Raw genomic sequence first — 26,829 nt, forward strand, 5'->3', positions numbered from 1 at the left:
CGAAGAGGGACTTGCGACGATGACGACCGATGACAGGTTCCGCGAGTATCTCAAGCGGGCGACCCTTGATCTTCGCGAAACCCGGCAACGACTGCGCGAGGTGGAGGAGCGCGCCCGGGAGCCGATCGCGATCGTGGCGATGGGGTGCCGCTACCCCGGCGGAGTGTCGTCGCCCGAGGGGTTGTGGGAGCTGGTCGAGCAGGGCCGGGACGCCATCACCCCGTTCCCCGAGAACCGTGGGTGGGATCTGGACGCCCTCTTCGACCCCGACCCCGATGCCTTGGGGAAGTCGTATGCGCGCGAGGGCGGATTCCTGCACGACGCCGACCAGTTCGACGCCGCGTTCTTCGGGATCTCACCCCGCGAAGCCACCGCCATGGACCCCCAGCAGCGACTCCTCCTCGAAGTCGCCTGGGAGACCATCGAACGCGCCGGCATCGACCCCACCACCCTCAAGGACACTGCCACCGGCGTCTACACCGGCGTCATGTATCACGACTACGGGTCGCGCTTCCCCCAACCGCCTCGTGGTTATGAGGGGCACATCGGTAATGGCAGCGCGGGCAGCGTCGCGTCTGGCCGGGTCTCGTTCACCCTGGGGCTGCAAGGCCCTGCGGTCACGGTGGACACCGCCTGCTCCTCCTCTCTGGTGGCGATGCACCTGGCCGCCCACTCCCTGCGCACCGGTGAATGCGACTTGGCGCTCGCGGGCGGAGTCACCGTCATGTCGACGCCGAACACGTTCCTGGAGTTCAGTCGGCAGCGCGGACTGGCGGCCGACGGCCGCTGCAAGTCCTTCGCCGCCTCGGCCGACGGCACGGGATGGTCGGAGGGCGTCGGCCTGGTGCTGCTGGAACGGCTGTCGGACGCTCAGCGTCACGGCCGTCACGTCCTTGCCGTGATCAAGGGTTCGGCGGTCAACCAGGACGGCGCCAGCAACGGCCTCACCGCACCCAACGGCCCCTCACAGGAACGCGTCATCCGGCGGGCTCTAGCCAATGCCGAACTCACCATCGACCAGATCGATGCGGTCGAGGCCCACGGCACGGGAACCTCACTCGGTGATCCGATCGAGGCCAACGCTCTGCTCGCCACCTACGGTCGGCGCCGCGACCAGCCGCTTCACCTGGGCTCCCTCAAGTCCAACATCGGGCACACGCAGGCTGCGGCAGGCGTCGCCGGGGTCATCAAGATGGTCCAGGCCATCAACCACGGTCTCCTTCCCCAGACCCTGCACGTCAACGAGCCCTCCCCCCACATCAACTGGGACTCGGGGTCCGTCGCACTGCTTACCGAGGCACAGCCGTGGCCGAAGGTCGACCGGCCCCGCCGTGCCGCCGTCTCCTCCTTCGGAGTCAGCGGAACCAACGCCCACCTCATCCTCGAACAAGCCCCCGCGATCGAGACCGAACCCGCCCGCACACAAGCCAGTGCGGCGATAGCCGCGCACGCGCTTGCCTGGCCGCTGTCTGCGAAAACTCCCGAAGCGCTCCGCGCGCAGGCTCAACGGTTGCTGGACCACCTGGACCGTCACCCCGACCTCAACCCCGTCGATGTCGGATACACCCTGGCCACCGCCCGCGCCGCCCTCCCCCACCGCGTCGTTATCACCGGAACCGGACTGGACGAGTTCCGTAACGGCCTGCACGCACTTGCCGCCGGGCAGACATCACCGGGACTGACGCTCACACCGCCAGCCTCCGGCGACAACAAGATCGTCTTCGTCTTCCCCGGCCAGGGATCGCAATGGCCCGGCATGGCCACCGAACTCCTCCAGACCTCACCGGTGTTCGCCGACCACATCCAGGCCTGCCACAACGCACTCGCACCCTTCACCGACTGGTCCCTACTCGACCTGCTCCACCAACGAGACAACGCACCCGACCTGAACCGGGTCGACGTCGTCCAACCGGCACTGTTCGCCGTCATGACCGCACTCGCCCGCCTCTGGCAATCCCACGGCATCCACCCCGACGCCGTCATCGGCCACTCCCAAGGCGAGATCGCAGCCGCCTACATCGCCGGAGCCCTCACCCTCCACGACGCCGCCAAAACCGTCGCCCTGCGCGCCAAAGCCCTCACCACACTCGCCGGCACCGGCGCCATGGCCCACATCCCCCAACCCGCCCACCAAGTCGAAAAGAACCTCCCCCAGGGCGTGACCATCGCGGTCATCAACAGCCCCCACAGCACCACCGTCAGCGGTGAGCCAGACGCCATCCACCAATTGATCGACCACTACAAGAACCACGACATCGACGCGCGACCCATCCCCGTCGACTACGCCTCACACTCACCCCACGTCGACACCCTCAAAACCCAGATCCTCCACGACCTCGCCGGCATCACCCCCACCACCGCCACCACCCCCTTCCACTCAACCGTCACCGGCCAACAACTCGACACCCAAGCCCTGACCGCCGAGTACTGGCACACCAACCTCCGCAACACCGTCCAATTCGAAACCACCCTCAACAACATTCACGACAACCACACCACCTACATCGAAATCAGCCCCCACCCAATCCTCACCCCCGCAATCCAACACACCCACCCCGACGCCCACGCCGTCGCGACTCTCCACCGCGACCACCCACCCCACACCCACTTCCTCAACAACACCGCACAACTCCACACCACCAACTACACACCCCTCTACACACCACACAACCCCCACACCACACCCCTGCCCACCTACCCCTTCCAACACCACACCCACTGGCTCCACACAGAACGCGAGATCAGTGACGCTGGTGATCTGGGACTCGAATCTCCGGACCACGCTCTCCTCGGCGCGGTCACCGAGATTTCGAACAGCGGCGTCGTCCTGTTCTCGGGCCGCGTCTCGCTCCGGACTCATCCTTGGCTGGCCGACCATGCGGTGCACGACACCGTCCTGTTCCCCGGAACCGCGTTCGTCGACCTCGCACTGCACTGCGGCGAGCGGGCGGGCCTGCCGCACATCGAGGAGCTCACCCTTCAGAGTCCGCTGTGCCTGCCCGAAGAGGGCGCCGTCGACCTTCAGGTGACCGTCGAACCACACGATGACGATGGCCGAAGTGCCATCAGCGTCCACTCGCGTCCGGTCACCGCCGATGGTCAGGCGCCTTGGACACAGCATGCGTTCGGCGCGCTCACGCGACGGGCGCTTGCCGATGCGTCCGCGGCCGACTCGTCACCCCCCGCAGGTTCGACGGCCCGCGACCTCACAGGTCTCTATGACCGGCTCGCCGAGCGCGGCTACGACTACGGTCCGACCTTCCAGGGCCTCACCCGAGCCTGGCAGAACGGCGACGATCTCTACGCCGAGGCCGTCCTCCCCGACGACACCGACACCACGGGGTACGGTGTCCATCCCGCACTCCTCGACGCCGTTCTCCATGTGCTGATCCCGGCTGCCGCCGGTGACGAGCAGGTCCAACTGCCGTTCGTGTGGCGGGACGTCTCCCTGGGGGCCACCGAAGCCACCGCTGTCCGGGCGCACCTGCGGACCACTGGGGACGGCCGATACCGGATCACCGTCACCGACGTACAGGATCGGCCCGTTGTCACCGTCGGCCTGCTCGGCACCCGGCCTATCGAGTCGGCCGAGCTTTCGATACACGCCGACAGCCGGCAGGGGCCTCTGTTCAAGCGACTTTGGGAGCCTTTCCAGCTCGGTCCCACGTCAGCGCAGGCCCGCTCTTACGTTCTGGTCGGCGCGCAGGAGACCGAGCCGTTCGGTCCGGGTGACGCCGCCGCCGCGATGCGGGTCCCCGACCTTGCGGCTCTCACCTCCGCCCTCGATGGCCCTGCTCCTGCGTCCGACCTCGTGGTCTGGCCGTGCCCGCGGACCTCCGACGCCGACACCGTGGGAGAGACCCGGCGTGTGGTGCACCAGACCTTGGCGTTCCTTCAGGAGTTCCTGTCCGAGGACCGGTCGGCCGATCAGCAGCTAGTGATCGTCACGCGCGGAGCGGTGGCCACCGGGCCGGACGACGTGATCCACGATCTCGCTCAGGTCGCGGCCCGCGGCCTGGTCCGCAGCACCCAGGCAGAGCACCCAGGCCGCATCGTCCTCATCGACATCGACGATGACCGCGCCTCGTTCGCCTCGCTGCGCCTGGCGCTCCGCACGGACGAGCCGGAGCTGGCGATCCGCAAGGGACAGGTCTCGGCCCCGCGCCTCGTCCAAGTCCGCTCCGACGAGGGCGGGCAGGTCCGCGGGCTCGATCCGGAGGGCACCGTCCTGGTCACCGGGGGGACCGGCACACTGGGCGCCACCGTCGCCCGGCACCTGGCCGAGGTACACGGCGTGCGTCGCCTTCTGCTCGCCAGCCGTTCCGGCCCCGACGCTCCGGAGGCCGGCGCGCTGGAGGCCGAGCTCGCCGCACTGGGCGTATCGGTCACCATCGCCGCCTGCGACGCATCAGACCGTGACGCGCTCGCCGCGCTGTTCGACGGGATCCCGGCCGAGCATCCCCTCACGGCCGTCGTCCACGCGGCAGGGACGATCGACGATGCCACCGTCACCGCCCTCGACCCCGCTCAGGTCGATCGTGTGCTCACTCCCAAGGTCGACGCGGCGTGGCATCTGCACGAGCTCACCAAGGACAAGGACCTCGGTGCGTTCGTCCTGTTCTCCTCGTTGGCCGGGACTCTCGGCTCTCCCGGGCAGGGGAACTATGCGGCGGCCAACGCCTTCTTGGACGGGCTCGCACGCCATCGCCGCGTCCTGGGCCTGCCCGCGGTCAGTCTCGCCTGGGGACTCTGGAGTCGGGCGAGCGGCATGACCGCTCACCTGACCGGGACAGACCACCACCTCATGGCCCGGTCCGGTCTGGCCCCGCTCACCGACGACCAGGCTCTCGGTCTCTTCGACAGCGCCCTCGCTCTGGCCGAGGCCGAACCCGTGCTGGTCCCCGCCAACATCAACATCAGGAAACTCCAGAGGCAACGCGCCGCCGCACGTCCCGCAGCGCATGAACCTGGCTCGCCCGTCCTCGACCAGGAGGGCCTCCACGAGCTGGTGCGGGCCACCACCGCAGCGGTCTTGGGTCATGAGCGTCCCGAACACGTCGAGACCGCGCACGCCTTCAAGGATCTCGGGATCGACTCGCTGACCGCCATACAGATCCGCAACCGGCTCGCCGAGGCGACCGGCCTGCGACTGCCCGCCACGCTGGTGTTCGATCATCCGACACCCGAAGCCCTGGCTCTCCACCTCCACCAGCGGCTGCACGGGGAGCGCGGGACCAGCGCCGCGCCCGCCACCTCCGCCGCACCCGATGAGCCGATAGCCATCGTCAGCATGGGGTGCCGGTTCCCGGGCGAGGTCTCCTCACCCGAAGACCTTTGGACGCTGGTGAAGCAGGGCCGGGACGCCATCACCCCGTTCCCCGACAATCGCGGCTGGGATCTAGATGCCCTCTTCGATCCCGACCCCGATGCCTCAGGGAAGTCGTATGCGCGCGAGGGCGGGTTCCTCCACGACGCCGACCAGTTCGACGCCGCGTTCTTCGGCATCTCGCCCCGCGAAGCCACCGCCATGGACCCCCAGCAACGGCTCCTCCTCGAAGTCGCCTGGGAGACCATCGAACGCGCCGGCATCGACCCCACCAGCCTCCAAGCGAGCCGGACCGGAGTCTTCGCAGGCGCCATGTATCACGACTACGGCGCTCGTCTTCTCCAACCGCCCGAAGGTTACGAAGGACATATCGGCAATGGGAGTGCGGCCAGTGTGATCTCCGGTCGCGTCTCCTACTCGCTGGGGCTTCAGGGCCCGGCGGTGACGGTCGACACCGCGTGTTCGTCGTCGCTGGTCGCCCTGCATCTGGCCGCACAGGCATTGCGCGGCGGCGAATGCGACCTCGCACTCGCCGGCGGCGTCACGGTCATGTCGACACCAGGACTGTTCATCGAGTTCAGCCGCCAACGAGGCCTCGCCCTCGACGGCCGCTGCAAACCCTTCTCCGCCACAGCCGACGGCACCGTCGGCGCCGAAGGCGCCGGCCTCGTCCTGCTGGAACGGCTCTCCGACGCGCAACGCAACGGCCGCCACATCCTGGCCATAATCCGCGGATCGGCGATCAACCAGGACGGCGCCTCCAACGGCCTCACCGCACCCAACGGCCCCTCCCAGGAACGCGTCATCCGCCAAGCGCTCACCAAAGCACACCTCACCCCCGACCAGATCGACGCCGTCGAAGCACACGGCACCGGCACCGCCCTAGGCGACCCCATCGAGGCCAACGCCCTCCTCGCCACCTACGGTCATGACCGCGACCAGCCGCTCTATCTCGGCTCGATCAAATCGAATATCGGCCATACCCAAGCCGCCGCCGGCGTCGCAGGCGTCATAAAGATGGTCCAGGCGATCAATCACGGATACCTACCTCAATCCCTTCATGCAGAGGAAGGAAATCCGGAGGTCGACTGGAGCACGGGCACACTTTCATTGCTCACCGATGCGCGGCCGTGGCCCGAGCTCGATCGTCCTCGGCGAGCCGCCGTTTCCTCCTTCGGGATCAGCGGCACCAACGCCCACCTCATCCTCGAACAACCACCCGCAGCAGAACTCATCGAAGTATCCATCACCGAAACCGAACCACCACAACTCGACTGGCGCCTGTCAGCCAAAACCCCCGAAGCACTCCGCACCCAAGCACACCAACTCCTCGACCACCTCGACCGGCACCCCGAACTCACGGCCCTGGCCATCGCCCACCAACTGCAACACCGCACCAGCATCTTCCACCACCGCGCCGCCATCACCGGAACAACCATCGAGCACCTGCGCGCCGGACTGGAAGGTGTGGCGTCCGGGCAGCCCGCACCCGGACTCACCGTCACACCACCCGACCTGGACCCCAACGGGAAACTCGCATTCCTCTACACCGGCCAAGGCTCCCAATGGCCACAAATGAGCCACCACCTCTACAACACCAACCCCCACTTCGCCCACCACCTCGACCACACCATCACCCACCTCGACCCCCACCTCCCCCAACCACTCCACACCATCCTCTTCGCACCACCCCACACACCCCAAGCCCAACTCCTCAACACCACCCTCTACACACAACCCGCCATCTTCGCCATCCAAACCGCCCTCCACCACACCCTCACCCACCACAACATCACCCCCCACTACCTCGCCGGACACTCCATCGGAGAAATCACCGCCGCCCACCTCGCCGGCGTCCTGGACCTCACCGACACCGCCACCCTCATCACCACCCGCGCCCACCTCACCAACACCCACCCCACCACCGGCCCCCACAGCGGCACCATGTACGCCACCAACACAAACCACCACCACCTCACCCACCTCCTCAAAACCCACCTGAACATCGACCCCAACAACCACCCCACCATCAACATCGCCGCCATCAACTCACCCACCAACACCACCATCTCCGGCGACCACCACACCCTCCACCACATCACCCAACTCCTCCACCAACACGGCCACAAAACCACCCGACTCAACGTCTCCCACCCCTTCCACTCCCCCCTCCTCAAACCCCTCCTCCCCCAACTCCACCACACCACCCAACAACTCACCTACCACCCACCCCACACCCCCATCATCTCCACCCGAACCGGCCAACAAGCCACCACCCAACAACTCACCAACCCCACCTACTGGACCAACCACCTCACCCACACCACCCACTGGCAACAAACCATCGAACACCTCCAAAACCACCACACCACCACCTACCTCGAAATCGGACCACACCCCACCCTCACCCCACCCACCCACCAAACCCTCACCCAACCCAACACCCACACCATCACCACCCTCCACAAACACCACAACAACACCCACAACCTCCACCACACCCTCAACCAACTCCACACCCACCACCACACCACCCACCCACCCCACACCAACCCACCCACCACCAAAACACCCCCCACCAAAACACCCACACACAACACACCCACACCACCCCTCCCCACCTACCCCTTCCAACACCACACCCACTGGCTCCACACAAACAACCACAATAAAGACGCTGAAAGCCTCGGACTCAACACAACGGGCCATCCGATCCTGGCGGCGGCCACCGAGATATCGAATTCCGGCGCGGTCCTTTTCACCGGCAAGATCTCGCTCAGCTCACAGCCTTGGTTCAACGACCACGCGATCGTCGATTCGGTACTGGTCCCCGGCAGCGGGCTTGTCGAAATGGCGTTGCACGCAGGCGCTCACACCGGCGCTCCGCACATCGAAGAGCTGACGCTGGAAAGCCCGTTGGTCATCCCTGACGAAGGCTCCCTGCATCTCCAGATCACGGTCGAGCCCGCGGATGACGACGGGCGGCGGACCATCGCCGTCCACACCAGGCCCGTCGACGGCGAAGACGGCACCGCGTGGGTGCGGCACGCGGTCGGTGCCCTGTCCGGCTCTCCGGCCCCGGCTCCCCCGCCGTCGCCGCCGTCCGAATGGCCACCGGCGGCCGCCGCGCCGATCGATCTCACCGGTGCGTACGACGACCTGGCCGAACGCGGCTACCACTTCGGCCCGGCGTTCCGCGGCCTCACCCGCGCCTGGCGACACGGCGACGACCTCTACGCCGAGATCACCCTCCCCGACGGCACCGACACCACCGGATACGGCCTCCACCCCGCACTCCTCGACGCCGCACTCCACCCCCTCGGACTCGCCCAGGCCGCCGCCGACCCCATCAAGCTCCCCTTCAGCTGGCAGAACGTCACCCTCCACACCACCGGCGCCACCACCCTCCGCGCACACCTCCACCCCACCGCCGACGACCAGGTCCACATCACCGCCACCGATGCCGAAGGCAGGCCTGTTCTCTTCGTCGGCGCGCTCAACGTGCGTCCGATCGCGCCGGAACGGCTCCGCTCGGCGGGGGGCGCTCGCCGCGAGACCATGTTCGAGCTGACCTGGCAGGTACTTGCGGATCCTGACCCGGAAGGCCCGTGGCCGTCCTATGCGTTCGTCGGCGGCCACGGTGACGGCGCGGCGCGGGGGCTCGCGGAAGCTGCGGCGCAGGTGCACCCGGATCTGGCCTCGCTCGGCAAGGCCGTCGACGCCGAGGAGCCGCTGCCGGAACTGACGCTGCTGTGGTGCCCGCGGTCCTCGGCCGGCGGCGTTCCGGCGGCCGTGCACGGCGTCGCCAAGGAGACACTCGGTGCGCTGCGCACGTGGCTCGGCGGCGACCGCCACGCCGGGCGCCGTCTCGTCCTCCTGACGATGGGCGCGGTCGCCACGGGCCTCGACGAAGGCGTCGACGATCTGGCCCAGGCGACGGTCTGGGGGCTGGCCCGCACAGCGCAGATCGAGCATCCCGGACGCGTGACGATCATCGACGTCGACCGCGCCCCCGCATCGATCGGCGCCATGGGCGCCGCGCTGGCGAGCGCGGAACCGCAGGTCGCCGTCCGGCGCGGGCGTCTACTCGTCCCCAGGATCGGCACGACCGAACCCGGCACGGGTCTCGACCTGCCCGCCGGGCCGGTTCCCTGGCGGCTGGAGAACCGCACGCCGGGCACGCTCGACGATCTCGTGGCGGCTTCCTGGCCGGACGCGGAGGCTCCGCTGGCGCCCGGGCAGATCCGCGTCGCGATCCGCGCGGCGGGCCTCAACTTCAGGGACGCGCTCACCGGCCTTGGCATGGTGAACGACCGCACGGGCGTGGGCGGCGAAGCCGCCGGTGTCGTCATGGAGGCCGCGCCCGATGTGAGGGACCTGGCGCCCGGAGACCGCGTGATGGGCCTGTTCCAGGACGGCGTCGGCCCGCTGGCGGTCACCGACCGCCGGCTCGTCACCCGCGTCCCCGCGGGATGGTCGTTCGCCCAGGCGGCCGCGGTGCCCGTGGTGTTCCTGACCGCCTACCAGGGGCTCAAGGAGCTGGCAGAGCTGCGACAGGGCGAAACGCTGCTCGTCCATGCCGCGACGGGCGGGGTCGGCTCGGCGGCACTCCAGCTCGCCCGGCTCTGGGGTGTGGACGTGCTCGCCACCGCCTCCCCCGAGAAGTGGCACGCGCTGGCGGAGCAGGGGATCGACGAAGCGCGCTGCGCGTCCTCCCGCACGCTCGGCTTCGAGGCGCGGTTCCGCGGCCTGGTCGGCGAACGCGGTGTGGACGTCGTCCTCAACTCCCTCGCCAACGAGTTCACTGACGCCTCCCTCCGGCTGCTCGGTCCCGGGGGCCGGTTCATCGAGATGGGCAAGACCGATGTCCGGGACCCCGCGCGGGTCGAGGACGAGCATCCGGGCGTCGCGTACCACGTGTTCGACCTGCACGAGACGCCTCCCCGGCGCATCAGCGAGATGCTCGCCGCGCTGGCCCCGCTGTTCGAGGACGGCTCGCTCGTCCCGCCACCGATCGAGGCCTGGGACATCCGGCACGCGGGCCGAGCGCTCCGCCACCTCGGTCAGGCCCGGCACATCGGCAAGGTGGTCCTGACCGTCCCGGCCCCGCTGGATCCCAACGGCACCGTTCTGATCACCGGCGGCACCGGGAGCCTCGGCTCGACCGTCGCCCGCCATCTGGCCGAACACCACGGCGCGCGGCATCTCCTGCTCGCCGGCCGCTCCGGCCCGGAGGCGGAAGGAGTCCCCGGGCTCCTCGGCGAGCTCGCCGACCGGGGCGCCGACGCGACCGTCGCCGCCTGCGACACCGCCGACCCGGCCGCGCTCGCCGATCTGATCGCCTCCATCCCGGCGGAGCGTCCGCTCACCGCCGTCGTCCACGCGGCGGGCGTCATCGACGACACCGTCCTCACCGACCTCACCGGCGACCGGCTCGACACCGTGCTCGGTCCGAAGGCCGACGCGGCCTGGCACCTGCACGAGCTCACCAAGGACCTGGACATCAGCGCGTTCGTCCTGTTCTCCTCGATCGCCGGAACCCTGGGCTCCCCGGGGCAGGGCAACTACGCCGCCGCGAACGCCGTCCTGGACGGCCTCGCCCACAGCCGGCGCACCCGGGGGCTGCCCGCCGTCAGCCTCGCCTGGGGACTCTGGCAGCAGTCCGGGGGAATGACGTCCCATCTCACGGAGACCGACCACGCGCGGCTCGCCCGCAACGGGCTGAGCCCGCTTCCCACGGACCAGGCCCTCCGGCTCTTCGACGCCGCGCTCGACCACCCCGGCCCCACGCTCGTTCCCGCCGCCATCAGCGTCCGGGCGCTCGGGGTTGCGGCCGCGAACGGCACGATCCCCCCGCTGCTCCAGGGGCTGGTGCGGGGCGGCCGGAAGCAGTCGGCCGCCGCCGCGTATCAGCCGCCCCCCGACCTGCGAATGCGCCTGGCGTCCCTTGCGCCGGACGAGCAGGACGAACTCCTCCTGGAGACCGTGCGCGGCCAGGTCGCCGCGGTCCTCGGACACCACGCGACGGACATCGGCCGCGGGAGCACGTTCAAGGAGCTCGGGCTGGACTCGCTGACCGCGGTCGAGCTGCGCAACCGGCTGGGCACCGCGACCGGCACGCGCCTGCCGGCGACGCTCGTCTTCGACCATCCGACGCCGGACGAACTCGCCGGGTATCTGCGTTCGCGACTCGTCCCCGAACCGCCGCCTCCCGGCGCGGCGCTGCTCGCCGAACTCGACCGGTTGGAGGCGGGTCTCGCCGGCGGGCTCGACATCGGCGGGCTCCCCGGCGACCTCCGCGCCCGCCTCGACGGCCTGCTGCGGCGGCTGTCCGGGCAGGAGCCGCCGGGCCCCGGCATGACCCGCACCATCCTGGCCACGAGCCGGCCCGAGGACCTCTTCGCGCTCATCGATCGCGGCATGAACGACAACGACCACGGCGACAAGGCCGAGGGGAGCAAGTGATGGCCAACGAGGAAAAGCTCTTCGAGTACCTCAAGCGGGTCACGGCCGACCTTCAGGAGACCCGCGAACGGCTCCACGAGGTGGAGGAGCGCGCCCGCGAGCCGATCGCGATCGTGGCGATGGGATGCCGCTACCCCGGCGGAGTCTCGTCCCCGGAGGACCTGTGGGAACTGGTCGAGCAGGGCCGGGACGCCATCACCCCGTTCCCTGAGAACCGCGGCTGGGATCTGGACGCCCTCTTCGATCCCGACCCGGACGCGCCCGGCAAGTCGTATGCGCGAGAGGGCGGGTTCCTGCACGACGCCGACCAGTTCGACGCCGCCTTCTTCGGGATCTCGCCCCGCGAAGCCACCGCCATGGACCCCCAGCAACGGCTCCTCCTCGAAGTCGCCTGGGAAACCATCGAACGCGCCGGCATCGCACCCCCTTCTCTCAAGCGAAGCCGGACGGGAGTCTTCACCGGCGTCGTCTTCCAGCCCTACGGCCCCCACCTGCACCAAGCGCCGGAGAACTACGGCGGCTACCTCATGACCGGCAAGGCCACGAGCGTGGCGTCCGGCCGGGTCTCCTTCACCCTGGGCCTGCAGGGGCCCGCGGTCACGGTGGACACCGCCTGCTCCTCCTCTCTGGTGGCGATGCACCTGGCCGCCCACTCCCTGCGCACCGGTGAATGCGACCTCGCTCTCGCCGGCGGTGCCGCCGTCATGTCCACGCCGGGCCTGTTCGTCGAGTTCAGCCGCCAGCGGGGGCTGGCGGCCGATGGCCGCTGCAAGTCCTTCGCCGCCTCGGCCGACGGCACGGGATGGTCGGAGGGCGTCGGCCTGCTTCTGCTGGAACGGCTGTCGGACGCCCGCAAGCACGGTCACCCGATCCTGGCCGTGATCAGGAGTTCGGCGGTCAACCAGGACGGCGCCAGCAACGGCCTCACCGCACCCCATGGTCCGTCGCAGGAACGCGTCATCAACGATGCCCTGGCCCATGCCCGGCTCTCACCCGACCAGATCGACGCGGTCGAAGCCCACGGGACGGGCACCGCGCTGGGCGACCCGATCGAGGCCAACGCGCTGTTCGCGACCTACGGGACCCGACACACACAGGACCAGCCGCTCTACCTGGGCTCGATCAAGTCCAACATCGGGCACACGCAGGCCGCGTCCGGGGTCGCCGGGGTCATCAAGATGGTCCAGGCCATCAACCACGGTCTCCTTCCCCAGACCCTGCACGTCCGCGAGGGCAATCCAGAAGTGGACTGGGAAGCCGGTACCGTCTCCCTGCTCACCGAGGCTCAGCCATGGCCGGAGGTCGACCGGCCGCGCCGTGCCGCCGTCTCGTCCTTCGGGGTCAGCGGTACCAACGCCCATCTCATCCTCGAACAAGCTCCGGCACCGGCAGCCGAACCCGCCCAGGCCAGGTCAGGAGTGCCGGCGCCCGCGCTTGCCTGGCCGCTGTCAGCCAAGACCCCAGACGCCCTACGCGCGCAGGCTCAACGGCTTTTGCAGCATTTGGACCGTCACCCCGACCTCGACCCGGTCGATGTCGGATACACCCTGGCCACCGCCCGCGCCGCCCTCCCCCACCGCGCCGTCATCACCGGAACACGACTGGACGACCTCCGTAACGGCCTGCACGCACTCGCCACCGGCCAGACCGCACCAGGACTAACGCTCACACCCCCTGCCGCCACTGACGGGGACAACAAGATCGTTTTTGTGTTCCCCGGTCAGGGATCGCAGTGGCCCGGCATGGCCACCGAACTCCTCCAGACCTCACCGGTGTTCGCCGACCACATCCAGGCCTGCCACGACGCACTGGCCCCCTTCACCGACTGGTCCCTGCTCGACCTGCTCCACCAACGAGACGGCGCGCCAGATCTCGACCGGGTCGACGTCGTGCAACCGGCGCTGTTCGCCGTGATGACCGCACTCGCCCGCCTCTGGCAATCCCACGGCATCCACCCCGACGCCGTCATCGGCCACTCCCAAGGCGAAATCGCAGCCGCCCACATCGCCGGAGCGCTCACACTCGACGACGCCGCCAAAACCGTCGCGCTGCGCGCCAAAGCCCTCACCACACTCGCCGGCACCGGCGCCATGGCCCACATCCCCCAACCCGCCCACGAGGTCGAAAAAAACCTCCCCGACCACGCCTACATCGCCTCCATCAACAGCCCGCACAGCACCACCGTCAGCGGCACACCAGACGCCATCCACCAACTGATCGACCACTACAAGAACCACGACATCGACGCGCGGCCCATCCCCGTCGACTACGCCTCACACTCACCCCACGTCGACACCCTCAAAACCCAAATCCTCCACAACCTCACCGACATCACCCCCACCACCGCCACCACCCCCTTCCACTCAACCGTCACCGGCCAACAACACGACACAACAGCCCTGACCGCCGAGTACTGGCACACCAACCTCCGCAACACCGTCCAATTCGAAACCACCCTCAAAAACCTCAGCGACAACGCCCCCGCCACCTACATCGAAATCAGCCCGCATCCCATCCTCGTCCCCGCCATCCAACACACCCACCCCGACGCCCACGCCATCGCGACCCTCCACCGCGACCACCCACCCCACACCCACTTCCTCAACAACACCGCACAACTCCACACCACCAACTACGCGCCCCTCTACACGCCACACAACCCCGAGACCGCGCCGCTCCCCACCTACCCCTTCCAACACCACACCCACTGGCTCGACATGTCACCCGCCGGCGGCGACACGCGAGCCTTGGGACTGGAGTCCGCAGAGCACGCCCTTCTCGGCGCGGTCACGGAGATCTCCGCAACGGGCGCCTGCCTGTTCACGGGCGGCCTCTCCTTGCGCACGCACCCTTGGCTGGCCGAGCACGCCGTCCACGACATCGTTCTGGTCCCCGGCGCGGCGTTCGTTGAGCTCGCACTGCATGCCGGAAACCGCACCGGCGTTCCGCACGTCGAGGAACTCGTCCTCGAAAGCCCGCTGTGCCTGCCCGAGAACGGCGGCGTCGATCTTCAGGTCACCGTCGGACCGCCGAACAACGACGACCGGCGCACCATCAGCGTCCACTCGCGGCCGACCAGGCACGGCGATACCACCGACTGGACGCGCCATGCCAGCGGGACGCTCTCAGCGTCGGCCGATGCCGTGGCCCCCCACGGTGAGAACTGGCCACCGCAAAATGCGGTGCCCATCGATCTGACCGGCTTCTATGGCGGCCTCGCCGAGCGCGGCTACGACTACGGTCCCACCTTCCAGGGCCTCACCCGAGCCTGGCGGAACGGCGACGACCTCTACGCCGAGGCCGTCCTCCCCGACGACACCGCCACCACCGGATACGGCATCCACCCCGCACTTCTCGACGCCGCACTCCACCCCCTCGCTCTCACCGGCTCCACGGACGAGCAGCTCAGGCTCCCCTTCACCTGGCAGAACGTCACCCTCCACACCGCCGGAACCACCACCCTCCGCGCGCACCTCCAACCCACCGAAGACGGCCGGTACCGCATCACCGCCTCCGACATCCGGGGGCGGGTCATCGCGGCGATCGGAGACCTCGCTCTGCTTCCGGTGACCGAGGCGCAGCTCTCCGCGAACGCGGACCAGCGCGGCTCGCTGTTCCGGGTGGAGTGGCAGGAGCTGAAGGCCGACAGCCCGGCCGGGCCTTCGCCGGACGAGGCCCACCACACGGATCTCGACGCGTTGAAAGCCGCCGCCGATGGCGGGTCATCACTACCCGAAGTGGTGGTCTGGACGCCGTCCACCGGTAGGTCCGAGAGCGTTCCCGCCGCCGGACACTACGCCGCGCATGAGGTGCTGAGCGCGCTGCGAGCCTGGCTGTCCCTGGACCAGGCAGACGCCTCGCGGCTGGTCATCCTCACCCACCGGTCGGTCGCGGTTCGAGCGGAGGACGCAGTCGACGATCCGGCCGATGCCGTGATCTGGGGTCTGGTCCGCACCGCCCAACTCGAACATCCGGACCGCTTCACGCTGATCGATCTCGACGGGCACCCGAAATCCTCCACCGCGATCTCGACCGCAGTGGCCACCGGAGAACCGCAGCTGGCCCTTCGCGACGGCCGCCTGTTCGTGCCGCGCCTCACCAGAACTTCCACCGGCGACGAAGACGGCCGTCACCATCCTGGCCCCTTCTGCGCGGACGGCACTGTCCTGATCACCGGCGGCACCGGAACGCTCGGCGCCGCCATCGCCCGGCACCTCACCGGACATCACGGCACGCGGCGGCTCCTGCTCACCAGCCGGTCCGGGCCCGACGCCCCCGAAGCCGCCGAGTTGCGGGCGGAACTCGCCGGCCTGGGGGCGGACGTCACCATCGCCGCCTGCGACATCGCCGACGCCGAAGCGCTCACCGCCCTGATCGACGCCGTCCCCGCCGAACACCCGCTCACCGCGGTCGTCCACGCCGCAGGCGTCCTCGACGACAGCACGGTCTCCGAGCTGACCCCCAGGGCGCTGGAGGCGGTGCTGCGTCCCAAGCTCGATGGTGCCTGGCACCTGCACGAACTCACCAAGGACAAGAATCTCGGTGCGTTCGTCCTGTTCTCCTCACTCGCCGGAACCATCGGCTCTCCCGGGCAGGGGAACTACGCGGCGGCCAACGCCTTCCTGGACGCGCTCGCCCACCACCGCCATTCGCAGGGTCTTCCGGCCATCAGTCTCGCGTGGGGACTCTGGGACCAGCCCAGCGGCATGACCGGCCACCTCACCGAGGACGACCGTGCACGGATCGCCCGCACCGGCCTCATCCCCCTGACGCCCGACCGGGCGCTCAAGCTGTTCGACAGGGCACTCGCCCATCGCGGTCCGGCTCTCGTCCCCGCCGAGATCAACACCCGGACCATCCGCAGGCACGGGGAACGGCACCCTCTGCTTCGGGCCCTCGCCCCGGGCCATGTCACCGGCCGCGCCGACGGCCCGGGCTCCCAAGCCTCCCGGCGGCTCACCGGTCTCGCCGGTCTCGCCGGTCCGGAACTGGAGCAGTCGCTCCTGGACCTGGTGCGCGCGAACATCGCGGATGTTCTGGGCCACACCGATCCGAACGCCGTCGCGCTCACCGAGAACTTCAAGGATCTGGGGTTCGACTCGCTGACCTCGCTCCAACTTCGCAACCGGCTCGCCGCAGCGACCGACGTGCGGCTGCCCACCACCCTCGTCTTCGACCACCCCACACCGCAGGCGCTGGTCTCCTACCTCTGTCAGCGGCTCCAAGGCGAAAAGGCCGCGCACACAGCAGGCCTCGTCCGCGGTCCGGTCGATGAGCCGATCGCGATCGTGGCGATGGGGTGCCGCTACCCCGGCGGGGTGTCGTCCCCCGAGCAACTCTGGGACTTGGTGGCCGACGGCGCGGACGCCATCACTCCGTTCCCTGAGAACCGTGGGTGGGATCTGGACGCCCTCTTCGACCCCGACCCGGACGCGCCCGGCAAGTCGTATGCGCGCGAGGGCGGATTCCTCCACGACGCCGACCAGTTCGACGCCGCGTTCTTCGGGATCTCACCCCGCGAAGCCACCGCCATGGACCCGCAACAGCGACTCCTCCTCGAAGTCGCCTGGGAGACCATCGAACGCGCCGGCATCGACCCCACCACCCTCAAGGACACCGCCACCGGCGTCTACACCGGCGTCATGTACAACGACTACGCCACCCGCCTCAACGATCTGCCCGCAGAGTACGAGGGGTACATCGGCAATGGGAGTGCGGCCAGTGTGATCTCCGGTCGCGTCTCCTACTCGCTGGGGCTTCAGGGTCCGGCGGTGACAGTCGACACCGCGTGTTCCTCGTCGCTGGTCGCCCTGCATCTGGCCGCACAGGCATTGCGCGGCGGCGAATGCGACCTCGCACTCGCCGGCGGCGTCACCGTCATGTCGACACCAGGACTGTTCATCGAGTTCAGCCGCCAACGCGGCCTCGCCCCCGACGGCCGCTGCAAACCCTTCGCCGCCACAGCCGACGGCACCGTCGGCGCCGAAGGCGCCGGCCTCGTCCTGCTGGAACGGCTCTCCGACGCGCAACGCAACGGCCGCCACATCCTGGCCGTGATCCGCGGATCGGCGATCAACCAGGACGGCGCCTCCAACGGCCTCACCGCACCCAACGGCCCCTCGCAAGAGCGCGTCATCCGCCAAGCGCTCACCAAAGCACACCTCACCCCCGACCAGATCGACGCCGTCGAAGCACACGGCACGGGAACAGCACTCGGCGACCCCATAGAGGCCAACGCCCTCCTCGCCACCTACGGCGAAAACCGCTCTGATAATCAACCCCTCTATCTGGGGTCTCTCAAATCGAATATCGGCCATACCCAAGCCGCCGCCGGCGTCGCAGGCGTCATAAAGATGGTCCAGGCGATCAATCACGGATACCTGCCGCAAACCCTTCACGTCGACAAGCCCTCTCCCCACATCACCTGGGATTCGGGAACCGTCGAACTTCTTACTGAGGCGCGGCCGTGGCCGGAACTCGACCGTCCCCGACGAGCCGCCGTCTCCTCCTTCGGGATCAGCGGCACCAACGCCCACCTCATCCTCGAACAACCACCCGCAGCCGAACTCATCGAAGTATCCATCACCGAAACCGAACCACCACAACTCGACTGGCGCCTGTCAGCCAAAACCCCCGAAGCACTCCGCACCCAAGCACACCAACTCCTCGACCACCTCGACCGGCACCCCGAACTCACGGCCCTGGCCATCGCCCACCAACTGCAACACCGCACCAGCATCTTCCACCACCGCGCCGCCATCACCGGAACAACCATCGAGCACCTGCGCGCCGGACTGGAAGGTGTGGCGTCCGGGCAGCCCGCACCCGGACTCACCGTCACACCACCCGACCTGGACCCCAACGGGAAACTCGCATTCCTCTACACCGGCCAAGGCTCCCAATGGCCACAAATGAGCCACCACCTCTACAACACCAACCCCCACTTCGCCCACCACCTCGACCACACCATCACCCACCTCGACCCCCACCTCCCCCAACCACTCCACACCATCCTCTTCGCACCACCCCACACACCCCAAGCCCAACTCCTCAACACCACCCTCTACACACAACCCGCCATCTTCGCCATCCAAACCGCCCTCCACCACACCCTCACCCACCACAACATCACCCCCCACTACCTCGCCGGACACTCCATCGGAGAAATCACCGCCGCCCACCTCGCCGGCGTCCTGGACCTCACCGACACCGCCACCCTCATCACCACCCGCGCCCACCTCACCAACACCCACCCCACCACCGGCCCCCACAGCGGCACCATGTACGCCACCAACACAAACCACCACCACCTCACCCACCTCCTCAAAACCCACCTGAACATCGACCCCCACAACCACCCCACCATCAACATCGCCGCCATCAACTCACCCACCAACACCACCATCTCCGGCGACCACCACACCCTCCAACACATCACCCAACTCCTCCACCAACACGGCCACAAAACCACCCGACTCAACGTCTCCCACCCCTTCCACTCCCCCCTCCTCAAACCCCTCCTCCCCCAACTCCACCACACCACCCAACAACTCACCTACCACCCACCCCACACCCCCATCATCTCCACCCGAACCGGCCAACAAGCCACCACCCAACAACTCACCAACCCCACCTACTGGACCAACCACCTCACCCACACCACCCACTGGCAACAAACCATCGAACACCTCCAAAACCACCACACCACCACCTACCTCGAAATCGGACCACACCCCACCCTCACCCCACCCACCCACCAAACCCTCACCCAACCCAACACCCACACCATCACCACCCTCCACAAACACCACAACAACACCCACAACCTCCACCACACCCTCAACCAACTCCACACCCACCACCACACCACCCACCCACCCCACACCAACCCACCCACCACCAAAACACCCCCCACCAAAACACCCACACACAACACACCCACACACAACACACCCACACCACCCCTCCCCACCTACCCCTTCCAACACCACACCCACTGGCTCCACACACCAAAGAGCAATGGCGCGCCGACGCAAACTCCGAACAATTCGGCTTCGCATCCCCTGCTCGGCACAGAAGTAGATCTCGCGGATGCACAAAGGCAGTGGTTCACGGGCGCGGTCGAATCCGGCGATTCCCTGTTCTTGAGCGATCACCGGCTGATGGGGACTCCGGTCGTCCCCGCTGCGGCGATGATCGACTGGGCCTTGTCCGGGCTGCGTGAAGCAGCCGGGTCCGATGCGCGGGCATGGGCGCTCGACGGCGTCGAGTTCCACACTTTCCTGCACTTCGCCGAGGAGCTGCCGCTCGCGACGCAGACGGTCGTCGACTCCTCCGGCGAGTCCCGCGCGCTGCGGTGCTTCAGCCGCACCGAAGGAGCACCGCGGACGGCGTGGACCGAGCACGTGACGGTGGATGCCGCCGGCGCCGCCGAGGACTTCGGCACCGACATCGACTTCGACATCGCCGACGTCCGGCCCCGCATGAGCGCCGAGGCCGCGGACGCCGTGTACGAGCGCTTCCGCGCCGCCGGTGTGGAGCACGGTCCCGCGTACCGCGGGCTCCGGGAGCTGTCGCGCGACGGTGACACCGCGTTCGGCCTGGTCGAGTGCGAGAGCGCGGCGGACGGCGACGGGGCCTGGATCCTGGACCCGCGTGTCCTGGACTCCTGCCTGCACGTCGGTGCCGCGTTCGCCGCCGACGACGACGCGCTGTGGCTCCCCGCGGCCGTCGACCGCGTCCGCGCGCGAGGTGCGCTGCCCGCCCGCGTCCTGTGCCGCATGCGCCTGCGGGAGGCGCGGGACTCCGGTGACCGCGTGCTGGATCTGGAGGTGTTCTCGCAGGCCGGGGCGGTCCTGGCGGAGCTGGCGGGCCTCCGGCTCCGCCGCGTCCCGGCCGCCGCGCTCGCCGGCCTGTCCGGCACGCGGCCGCGCCCCTACACGATCGAGTGGCGGCCCTTCACCGGCCGGACGGACGCCGGCGACGCCGTCCGGGCGGCCGGTCCCTGGCTGGTCTTCGGCATCGACCGCCACCGTGCCCAGGACTGGTGCGACCAGCTCGCCGACCTCGGCGAGACCGCGATCCTCCTGCACGAGGACGGCACCGAGAACGGGAGCGAGGACGGGCTCGGGGACGCGGTCGAGCGCGCGGTCCGCGCCCTGCGCGACGAGGGAACGCCGGTCGGCGGGCTGATCATCCAGGGCGGCGCGGCCGATGGCCGTCCGCTCGACGACGACCGCCCCGATGCGGCCTACCGGCTGGCACGGCGCGGCTTCACCGTGCTGAGGCACGTCCTGCGCGGCTTCGCCGACGCCCTCCCGCCGGTCATCGTCTGCTCCGCCGGAGCGGTGGCACCCCGGGGCCAGGACGGCCCGCCGGACCCCGCCCAGGCCGTCTGGACGGCGGCGGCCAGAGCGGTCGTCGCGGAACACCCCGCGATCAAGTGCGTGCAGCTGGACCTGGACCCCGCGGAACCGGCGCCGCCGGTCGGGACCCTGCTCAGGCGCGCCGCGGCGCTCGCGGGCTCGGGCCATCTGGCCGTGCGGAACGGACGCTGGTTCGAGGCGCGCCTCGCCCGGACGCCGTCGTCGGCGGCCCGCGACCGCATGCTGGAGGTCCGCGGCGACGCGACCTACCTCATCACCGGCGGGCTGGGCGGGCTCGGGCTCGCGGTCGCCGGGCGGCTCGCCGACGCGGGGGCGTGTTCGCTGGTCCTCGCTGGCCGCACGCTCCCCGACGAGACGCCGGCACCGGTCGCGGACCTGCGCGCCAGGGGCGTCCGGGTCGAGTTGCGCAAGGCAGACCTCGCCGACGCGGACGGCGTCGCGGACCTGCTGGCGTCCGTCCGCCGGGACCTGCCGCCGCTGCGGGGCGTCGTCCACGCCGCCGGGGTGACGGACGACGGCCTGCTGACGGAACTCGACCGGAGGCGCTTCGAGGCCGTCATGGACCCGAAGGCGCGGGGAGCCTGGCACCTGCACCGCCAGACCCGCGGGGACGGTCTCGACTTCTTCGTGCTGTTCTCGTCGCTGGCCTCGCTCATCGGCTCGGCGGGGCAGGCGAACTACATCGCCGGCAACGCCTTCATGGACGCGCTCGCCGCGCTCCGGCGGCACGAGGGCCTGCCCGCCGTCAGCGTGAGCTGGGGGCCGTGGGCGGAGACGGGCATGGTGGCGCGCCGGGAACTGGGCGAGCGGCTGGAGGCGTCGGGGATCGAGCCGCTGCCGACCGAACTCGCGCTCCGCGCGCTGGCCGACCTGCCGTCCGGCGCCGCGCCGCACGTGGGCCTCGCCGCGGTCGACTGGACCCGGTACGCGGCGGCCGCACCGGCCGCGTCGCCCTACACGCTGCTCGCGGACGTCCTGCCCGCCGACCCGGGCGGGGCCGGGCCGCTGGATCAGGAGCGGCTGGAGGAGCTGATGGCGCTGTCGCTCAAGGACCCCGAGGCCGCCCGCGACGCCGTGCTCGGCGAGCTGCTGGACCGGGTGGCGATGGTCCTCGGGATGGCCGGCGCCGAACGCGAGCAGGCGGCGGCCGGGTTCGCCCGCACGCACCTCAACATGCTCGGCCTCGACTCCCTGTCGACCGTCAGGCTCCGGCAGTGGCTCCAGGCGGACTTCGCGTCCGACGTCCCGGCCGATCTGCTGCTCGGCGGCGGCACCGCGCTGGAGATCGCGGAGACCATCTGCCGCCAGCTCGCCGTGCGGAACGTCATGTCCGCCGGCGAGGACGCGGACGAGTCGGCGGACATCGAGGTCCTGACGCTGTGAACACCCCTGCTCCGCCGCCGCCCGGCCGGGCGGCGCGCCCGCGGAAGGAGAGCTGACATGGGCGACCCCCAAGCCCGCACCGTCTCGTCGCTGCTCGCGGACCTGGCCGCCGCCGACGTGCGGCTGAAGCTGGTCGGCCGGGACCGGATCGAGGTGACGGCGCCCCGCGGGCGGCTCTCCGCCGAACTGCGCGGCGCCCTGGCCCGGCACAAGACCGAGCTGCTCGAATGGCTGGCGCAGACGAGCGGCGGCGGCCCGGACACCGCGGAGCTGCCGCGGATCGTCCCGGACAGGGAGCACCTGTACGAGCCGTTCACTCCCCCCGACCTGCAGATGTCGTTCCTCATGGGCGGGCAGGAGGGCTTCGAGTACCACGTCCGCCCGCACCAGTACATGGAGTTCGACTTCGACGAGCTGGACCCGGTCCGCTACGAGGAGGCGCTGAACAGGGCGATCCAGCGGCAGCGCGACAGCATCGTGGTCGTCCGGGACGACATGAGGGTGCAGACGGTGCGCGACCCGGGGCCGGTCACCGTCACGGTGTCAGACCTGCGGGGCCTCCCCGACGCGGAGGCGCGGGCCCACCTGGACCGCGTCCGGGCGCGGCTGCAGCGCGAGGAGCCGCCGCACGACCGCTGGCCGTGGCTGCACCCGCACATCTGCCTGTACGGCGAGGGGCGCGCCCGCCTCCACTGGAACAACAACAACGTCTTCACCGACGCGCCGAGCGGCACCCGGCTGATCAATGACGCGATGCACTACTACGAGCACCCGGACCGGCCGCTGCCCGAACTCGAGCTGAGTTTCCGCGACCAGGTGCTGGCGCTCGAACGGCTGGAGGACTCGCCGCTGGGCCTGGCCTCCAAGAAGTACTGGCGCGACCGCATGGCCGGCCTGCCCGACGCGCCCGACGTCCCGCTCGTCTCCGGCACGGCGCACCGGGGCCGGTCGATGCTGTACCGGCGCGAGCTGCTGCTGGAGCCGGAGCTGTGGAGCGCGTTCAAGGGCAGGGCGGAGGCGCGCGGCCTGACGCTGACCAACGCGCTGCTCGGCGCGCACGCCGAGGTCCTCGCGTACTGGAGCGGCTCGCGGCACTTCCTGCTCAACAACATGATCACGCACCGGCTGCCGCTGCACCCGGAGAGCTGGGAGATCCTCGGCCAGTTCGCCTCGCTGTACCCGCTGGAGGTCGACTGGCGGCACGACGAGTCCTTCACCGCCAGGGCCAGGCGGTTGCAGGCGCAGGTGATGGCGGACGTGGCGCAGGCGCACTGGAGCGGGGCGAGCGTGCTCCAGGAGCTCAACCGGGTGCGCCGGACCCCCGGCCGGGCGCTCTGCCCGTTCGCGGTCGGCAGCGCCCTGTTCGTGGGGCCGACGATCCGGCCGTTCCACTCCATGCTGGAGACGCCGCAGACGCTCCTGGACACCGAGTTCTGGGAGCTGCGCGACGGCCGGCTCTGGGTGATCTGGGACGTCATCGAGGCGGCGTTCCCGGACGGCCTGATCGACGCGATGTCCGCGGGCTACCGGGCGCTGGTCACCCGTCTCGCCGAGGACGACGCGGCGTGGGAGCGGGCCGCGCCCGCGCTGCTCCCCGCGGACCAGGCGGAGCGGCGCGCGGCGCTGAACGGGTCGGCCCCGGCGGCGGCGCCCGGGCTGCTGCACGACGCCCTGCCGCGGCAGGCGGCCGAGCGGCCGGACGCGCCCGCCGTGATCGACGCGGCGGGCGAGATCACGTTCGCCGGGCTCCACGACCGGGTCCGCCGGCTGGCCGCGCGGTTGCGGGAGGCGGGCGCGCGGCCCGGCGACCTCGTGGCCGTCGCGCTGCCCAAGGGCCACGCCCAGATGGTCGCGGTGCTGGCGGCGCTGACCGCGGGCGCCGCGTACGTGCCGATCGACCCGGCCTGGCCCGAGGACCGGATCGCCTACCTGCTCACCGACACGGCCGCCGCCGCCGTCATCACCGACGCGGCCGGCCGCACCCGGCTCGCGTCCGTCGCGGACGTGCCGGTCCTCGCCGCGGACGAGCCCGGCGCGGACGGGCCCGCCCCGGACGACGCGGAGCCGGGCGCGGCGCGGAAGCCCGAGGACCTCGCCTACGTCATCTACACCTCGGGGTCCACCGGCAGGCCGAAGGGCGCGATGCTGGACCACCGGGGCCCGCTCAACACCGTGGCCGACATCAACGCCCGGTTCGGCATCGGCGCGGACGACGTGGTGTTCGGCGTCTCCTCGCTCTGCTTCGACCTCTCCGTCTACGACGTCTTCGGCTCCCTCGCGGCGGGCGCGACCCTGGTGCTGCCGCCGGAGGGCCGGCCGGACCCGGCGTCGTGGATCGAGCTGATGCGGGCGCACGGCGTCACCGTCTGGAACTCGGTGCCCGCCCTCATGCAGCTCCTGGTCGAGGAGGCCGACGCCGCGGGCGCCCGGTTCCCGGCCCTGCGGACGGTGCTGCTCAGCGGCGACTGGATCCCCGTCGACCTCCCCGACCGGATACGGCGGGTCGCGCCCGGCGCGTCGGTGATCAGCCTCGGCGGCGCGACCGAGGCGTCGATCTGGTCGATCCACCACCCCATCACCGAGGTCGATCCCGGCTGGACGAGCATCCCCTACGGCCGGCCGCTGGCCGGGCAGACCTGGCATGTGCTCGACGACCAGGGCAGGGACGCCCCGGCCTGGGTCACCGGCCACCTCCACATCGGCGGGGCCGGGGTGGCGCTGGGCTACCTCGGCGACCCGGAGCGGACGCGGGCCGCGTTCATCGCCCACCCCCGGACCGGCGAGCGGCTCTACCGCACCGGCGACCTCGGCAGGTACCTGCCGAACGGCGACATCGAGTTCCTGGGGCGCGCCGACTTCCAGGTCAAGATCCAGGGGTTCCGGGTCGAGCCGGGCGAGATCGAGCACCGCCTGCTGGACGATCCCCGGGTCCGGCAGGCGGCCGTCGTGGCGCGCTCCTCGGGGGGCGCCGGACGTCAGCTCGCCGCGTTCGTCGTCGGCGCGGACGGCGCGGATCCGCCCGAGCCGGAGGCGCTGCGGGCCGGGCTCGCCGAACGGCTGCCGGGCTACATGGTCCCGCACCGCGTCACCGTGCTCGACGCCCTCCCCCTGACCGGCAACGGCAAGCTCGACCGGCGCGCGCTGGACGGCATGGGCCGCGCGGAGGCCGGCGCCGAACGCCTCTACACGGCGCCGCGCAACCGCACCGAGGCCGTGCTGGCCGAGATCTGGGAGTCGCTGCTCGACACCGGCCGGCCGATCGGCGTCGACGACGACTTCTTCGAGCTGGGCGGGCAGTCGTTCGCGGCGCTGCGCGTGATCGCGCAGGTCGCCGAGCGCCTCGGCCGCCGGATCCCGCTGGGCACGATGCTGGAACGGGGCACGATCGCGGGCCTCGCCGCCTACCTGGAGGCGGCCGAGGCCGCATGGTCGCCGCTGGTCAGGCTGAACACGCGCGGGGACGGCACCCCGTGGAGCCTGGTGCATCCGGCGGGCGGCGGCGTGCTCTGCTACCAGCGCCTCGCCGAATCGCTCGACCGGCCGAGCGTCGGCTTCCAGGCGCCCGGCCCGGCCGACGGCCGCACGCCGCCGGAGAGCGTCGAGGAGCTGGCGGACCTCTACGTCCGCGCGCTCCTGGAGGAACGGCCGCGGGGGCCCCACCTGCTCGGCGGCTGGTCCTCGGGAGCGGTGATCGCCTTCGCGATGGCGCACCGCCTGGAGAGCCTCGGCGAGACCGTGGACCGGCTCGTCGTCATCGACGCGCCGGCCCCCCTCGCGCCGCGCGAGGTCGACGAGGACCGGCTGGCGCTGTGGTTCCTGGAGGACCTCGGCGGCGGCTTCGACCCGGCCCTCGTCCCGGCGGACGCCCCGGTGCGCGGTGCCACCGACGACGAGACCTGGGCGCGGCTCCTGGCCCTGGCGGGCGAGCAGGGCCTGGCCGCGCCCGACCTCTCCGCCGCCGACCTCCTCGCCACGCTGGCGGTGTTCCGCGGCGTCGTGCGGGCCTGCAACTCCTACCGGGCGCCCGTGATCGCGGCCGACGTCACCGTGCTGCGCGCGCAGGACGGGACCGCGAGCGAGTTCGCCGACCACCCGTGCGGCGCCTCGCCCGACTGGGGCTGGGCGCGGCTGACCCGCGGGGCCGTGGACACCGCCGCCCTGCCCGGCACCCACCACACCCTGCTCACCGATCCGCGCGCGGGATCAGCCGTCGCGGCCGAGTTCAACCGGAGATGACGCGCGGCCGGCCGGGCGCACCGGCCCCGGGCG

3 protein-coding genes are annotated in these 26,829 nt (G+C 70.3%); all 3 read left to right on the forward strand.

The window, feature by feature from the left end; genetic code table 11:
* Positions 1–19: 19 nt before the first annotated feature.
* The 3 genes from HUT06_RS29210 to HUT06_RS29220 are packed head-to-tail and all read left to right on the forward strand — an operon-like array spanning position 20 to position 26,796.
* Complete coding sequence (locus tag HUT06_RS29210; protein WP_176198642.1) at positions 20–11,791, forward strand: type I polyketide synthase; 11,772 nt, start codon at positions 20–22, stop codon at positions 11,789–11,791.
* Positions 11,791–22,560: a type I polyketide synthase gene (locus tag HUT06_RS29215; RefSeq protein ID WP_176198643.1), complete on the forward strand. Its 10,770-nt coding sequence runs from the start codon at positions 11,791–11,793 to the stop codon at positions 22,558–22,560. The genes HUT06_RS29210 and HUT06_RS29215 overlap by 1 nt, the downstream gene beginning before the upstream one ends.
* Positions 22,561–22,617: 57 nt before the next feature.
* Positions 22,618–26,796 (forward strand): non-ribosomal peptide synthetase, encoded by a 4,179-nt coding sequence (locus HUT06_RS29220; protein ID WP_176198644.1) that lies wholly within the window; start codon positions 22,618–22,620, stop codon positions 26,794–26,796.
* Positions 26,797–26,829 lie beyond the last annotated feature (33 nt).

Source organism: Actinomadura sp. NAK00032 (genome assembly GCF_013364275.1).
Taxonomy (GTDB): domain Bacteria; phylum Actinomycetota; class Actinomycetes; order Streptosporangiales; family Streptosporangiaceae; genus Spirillospora.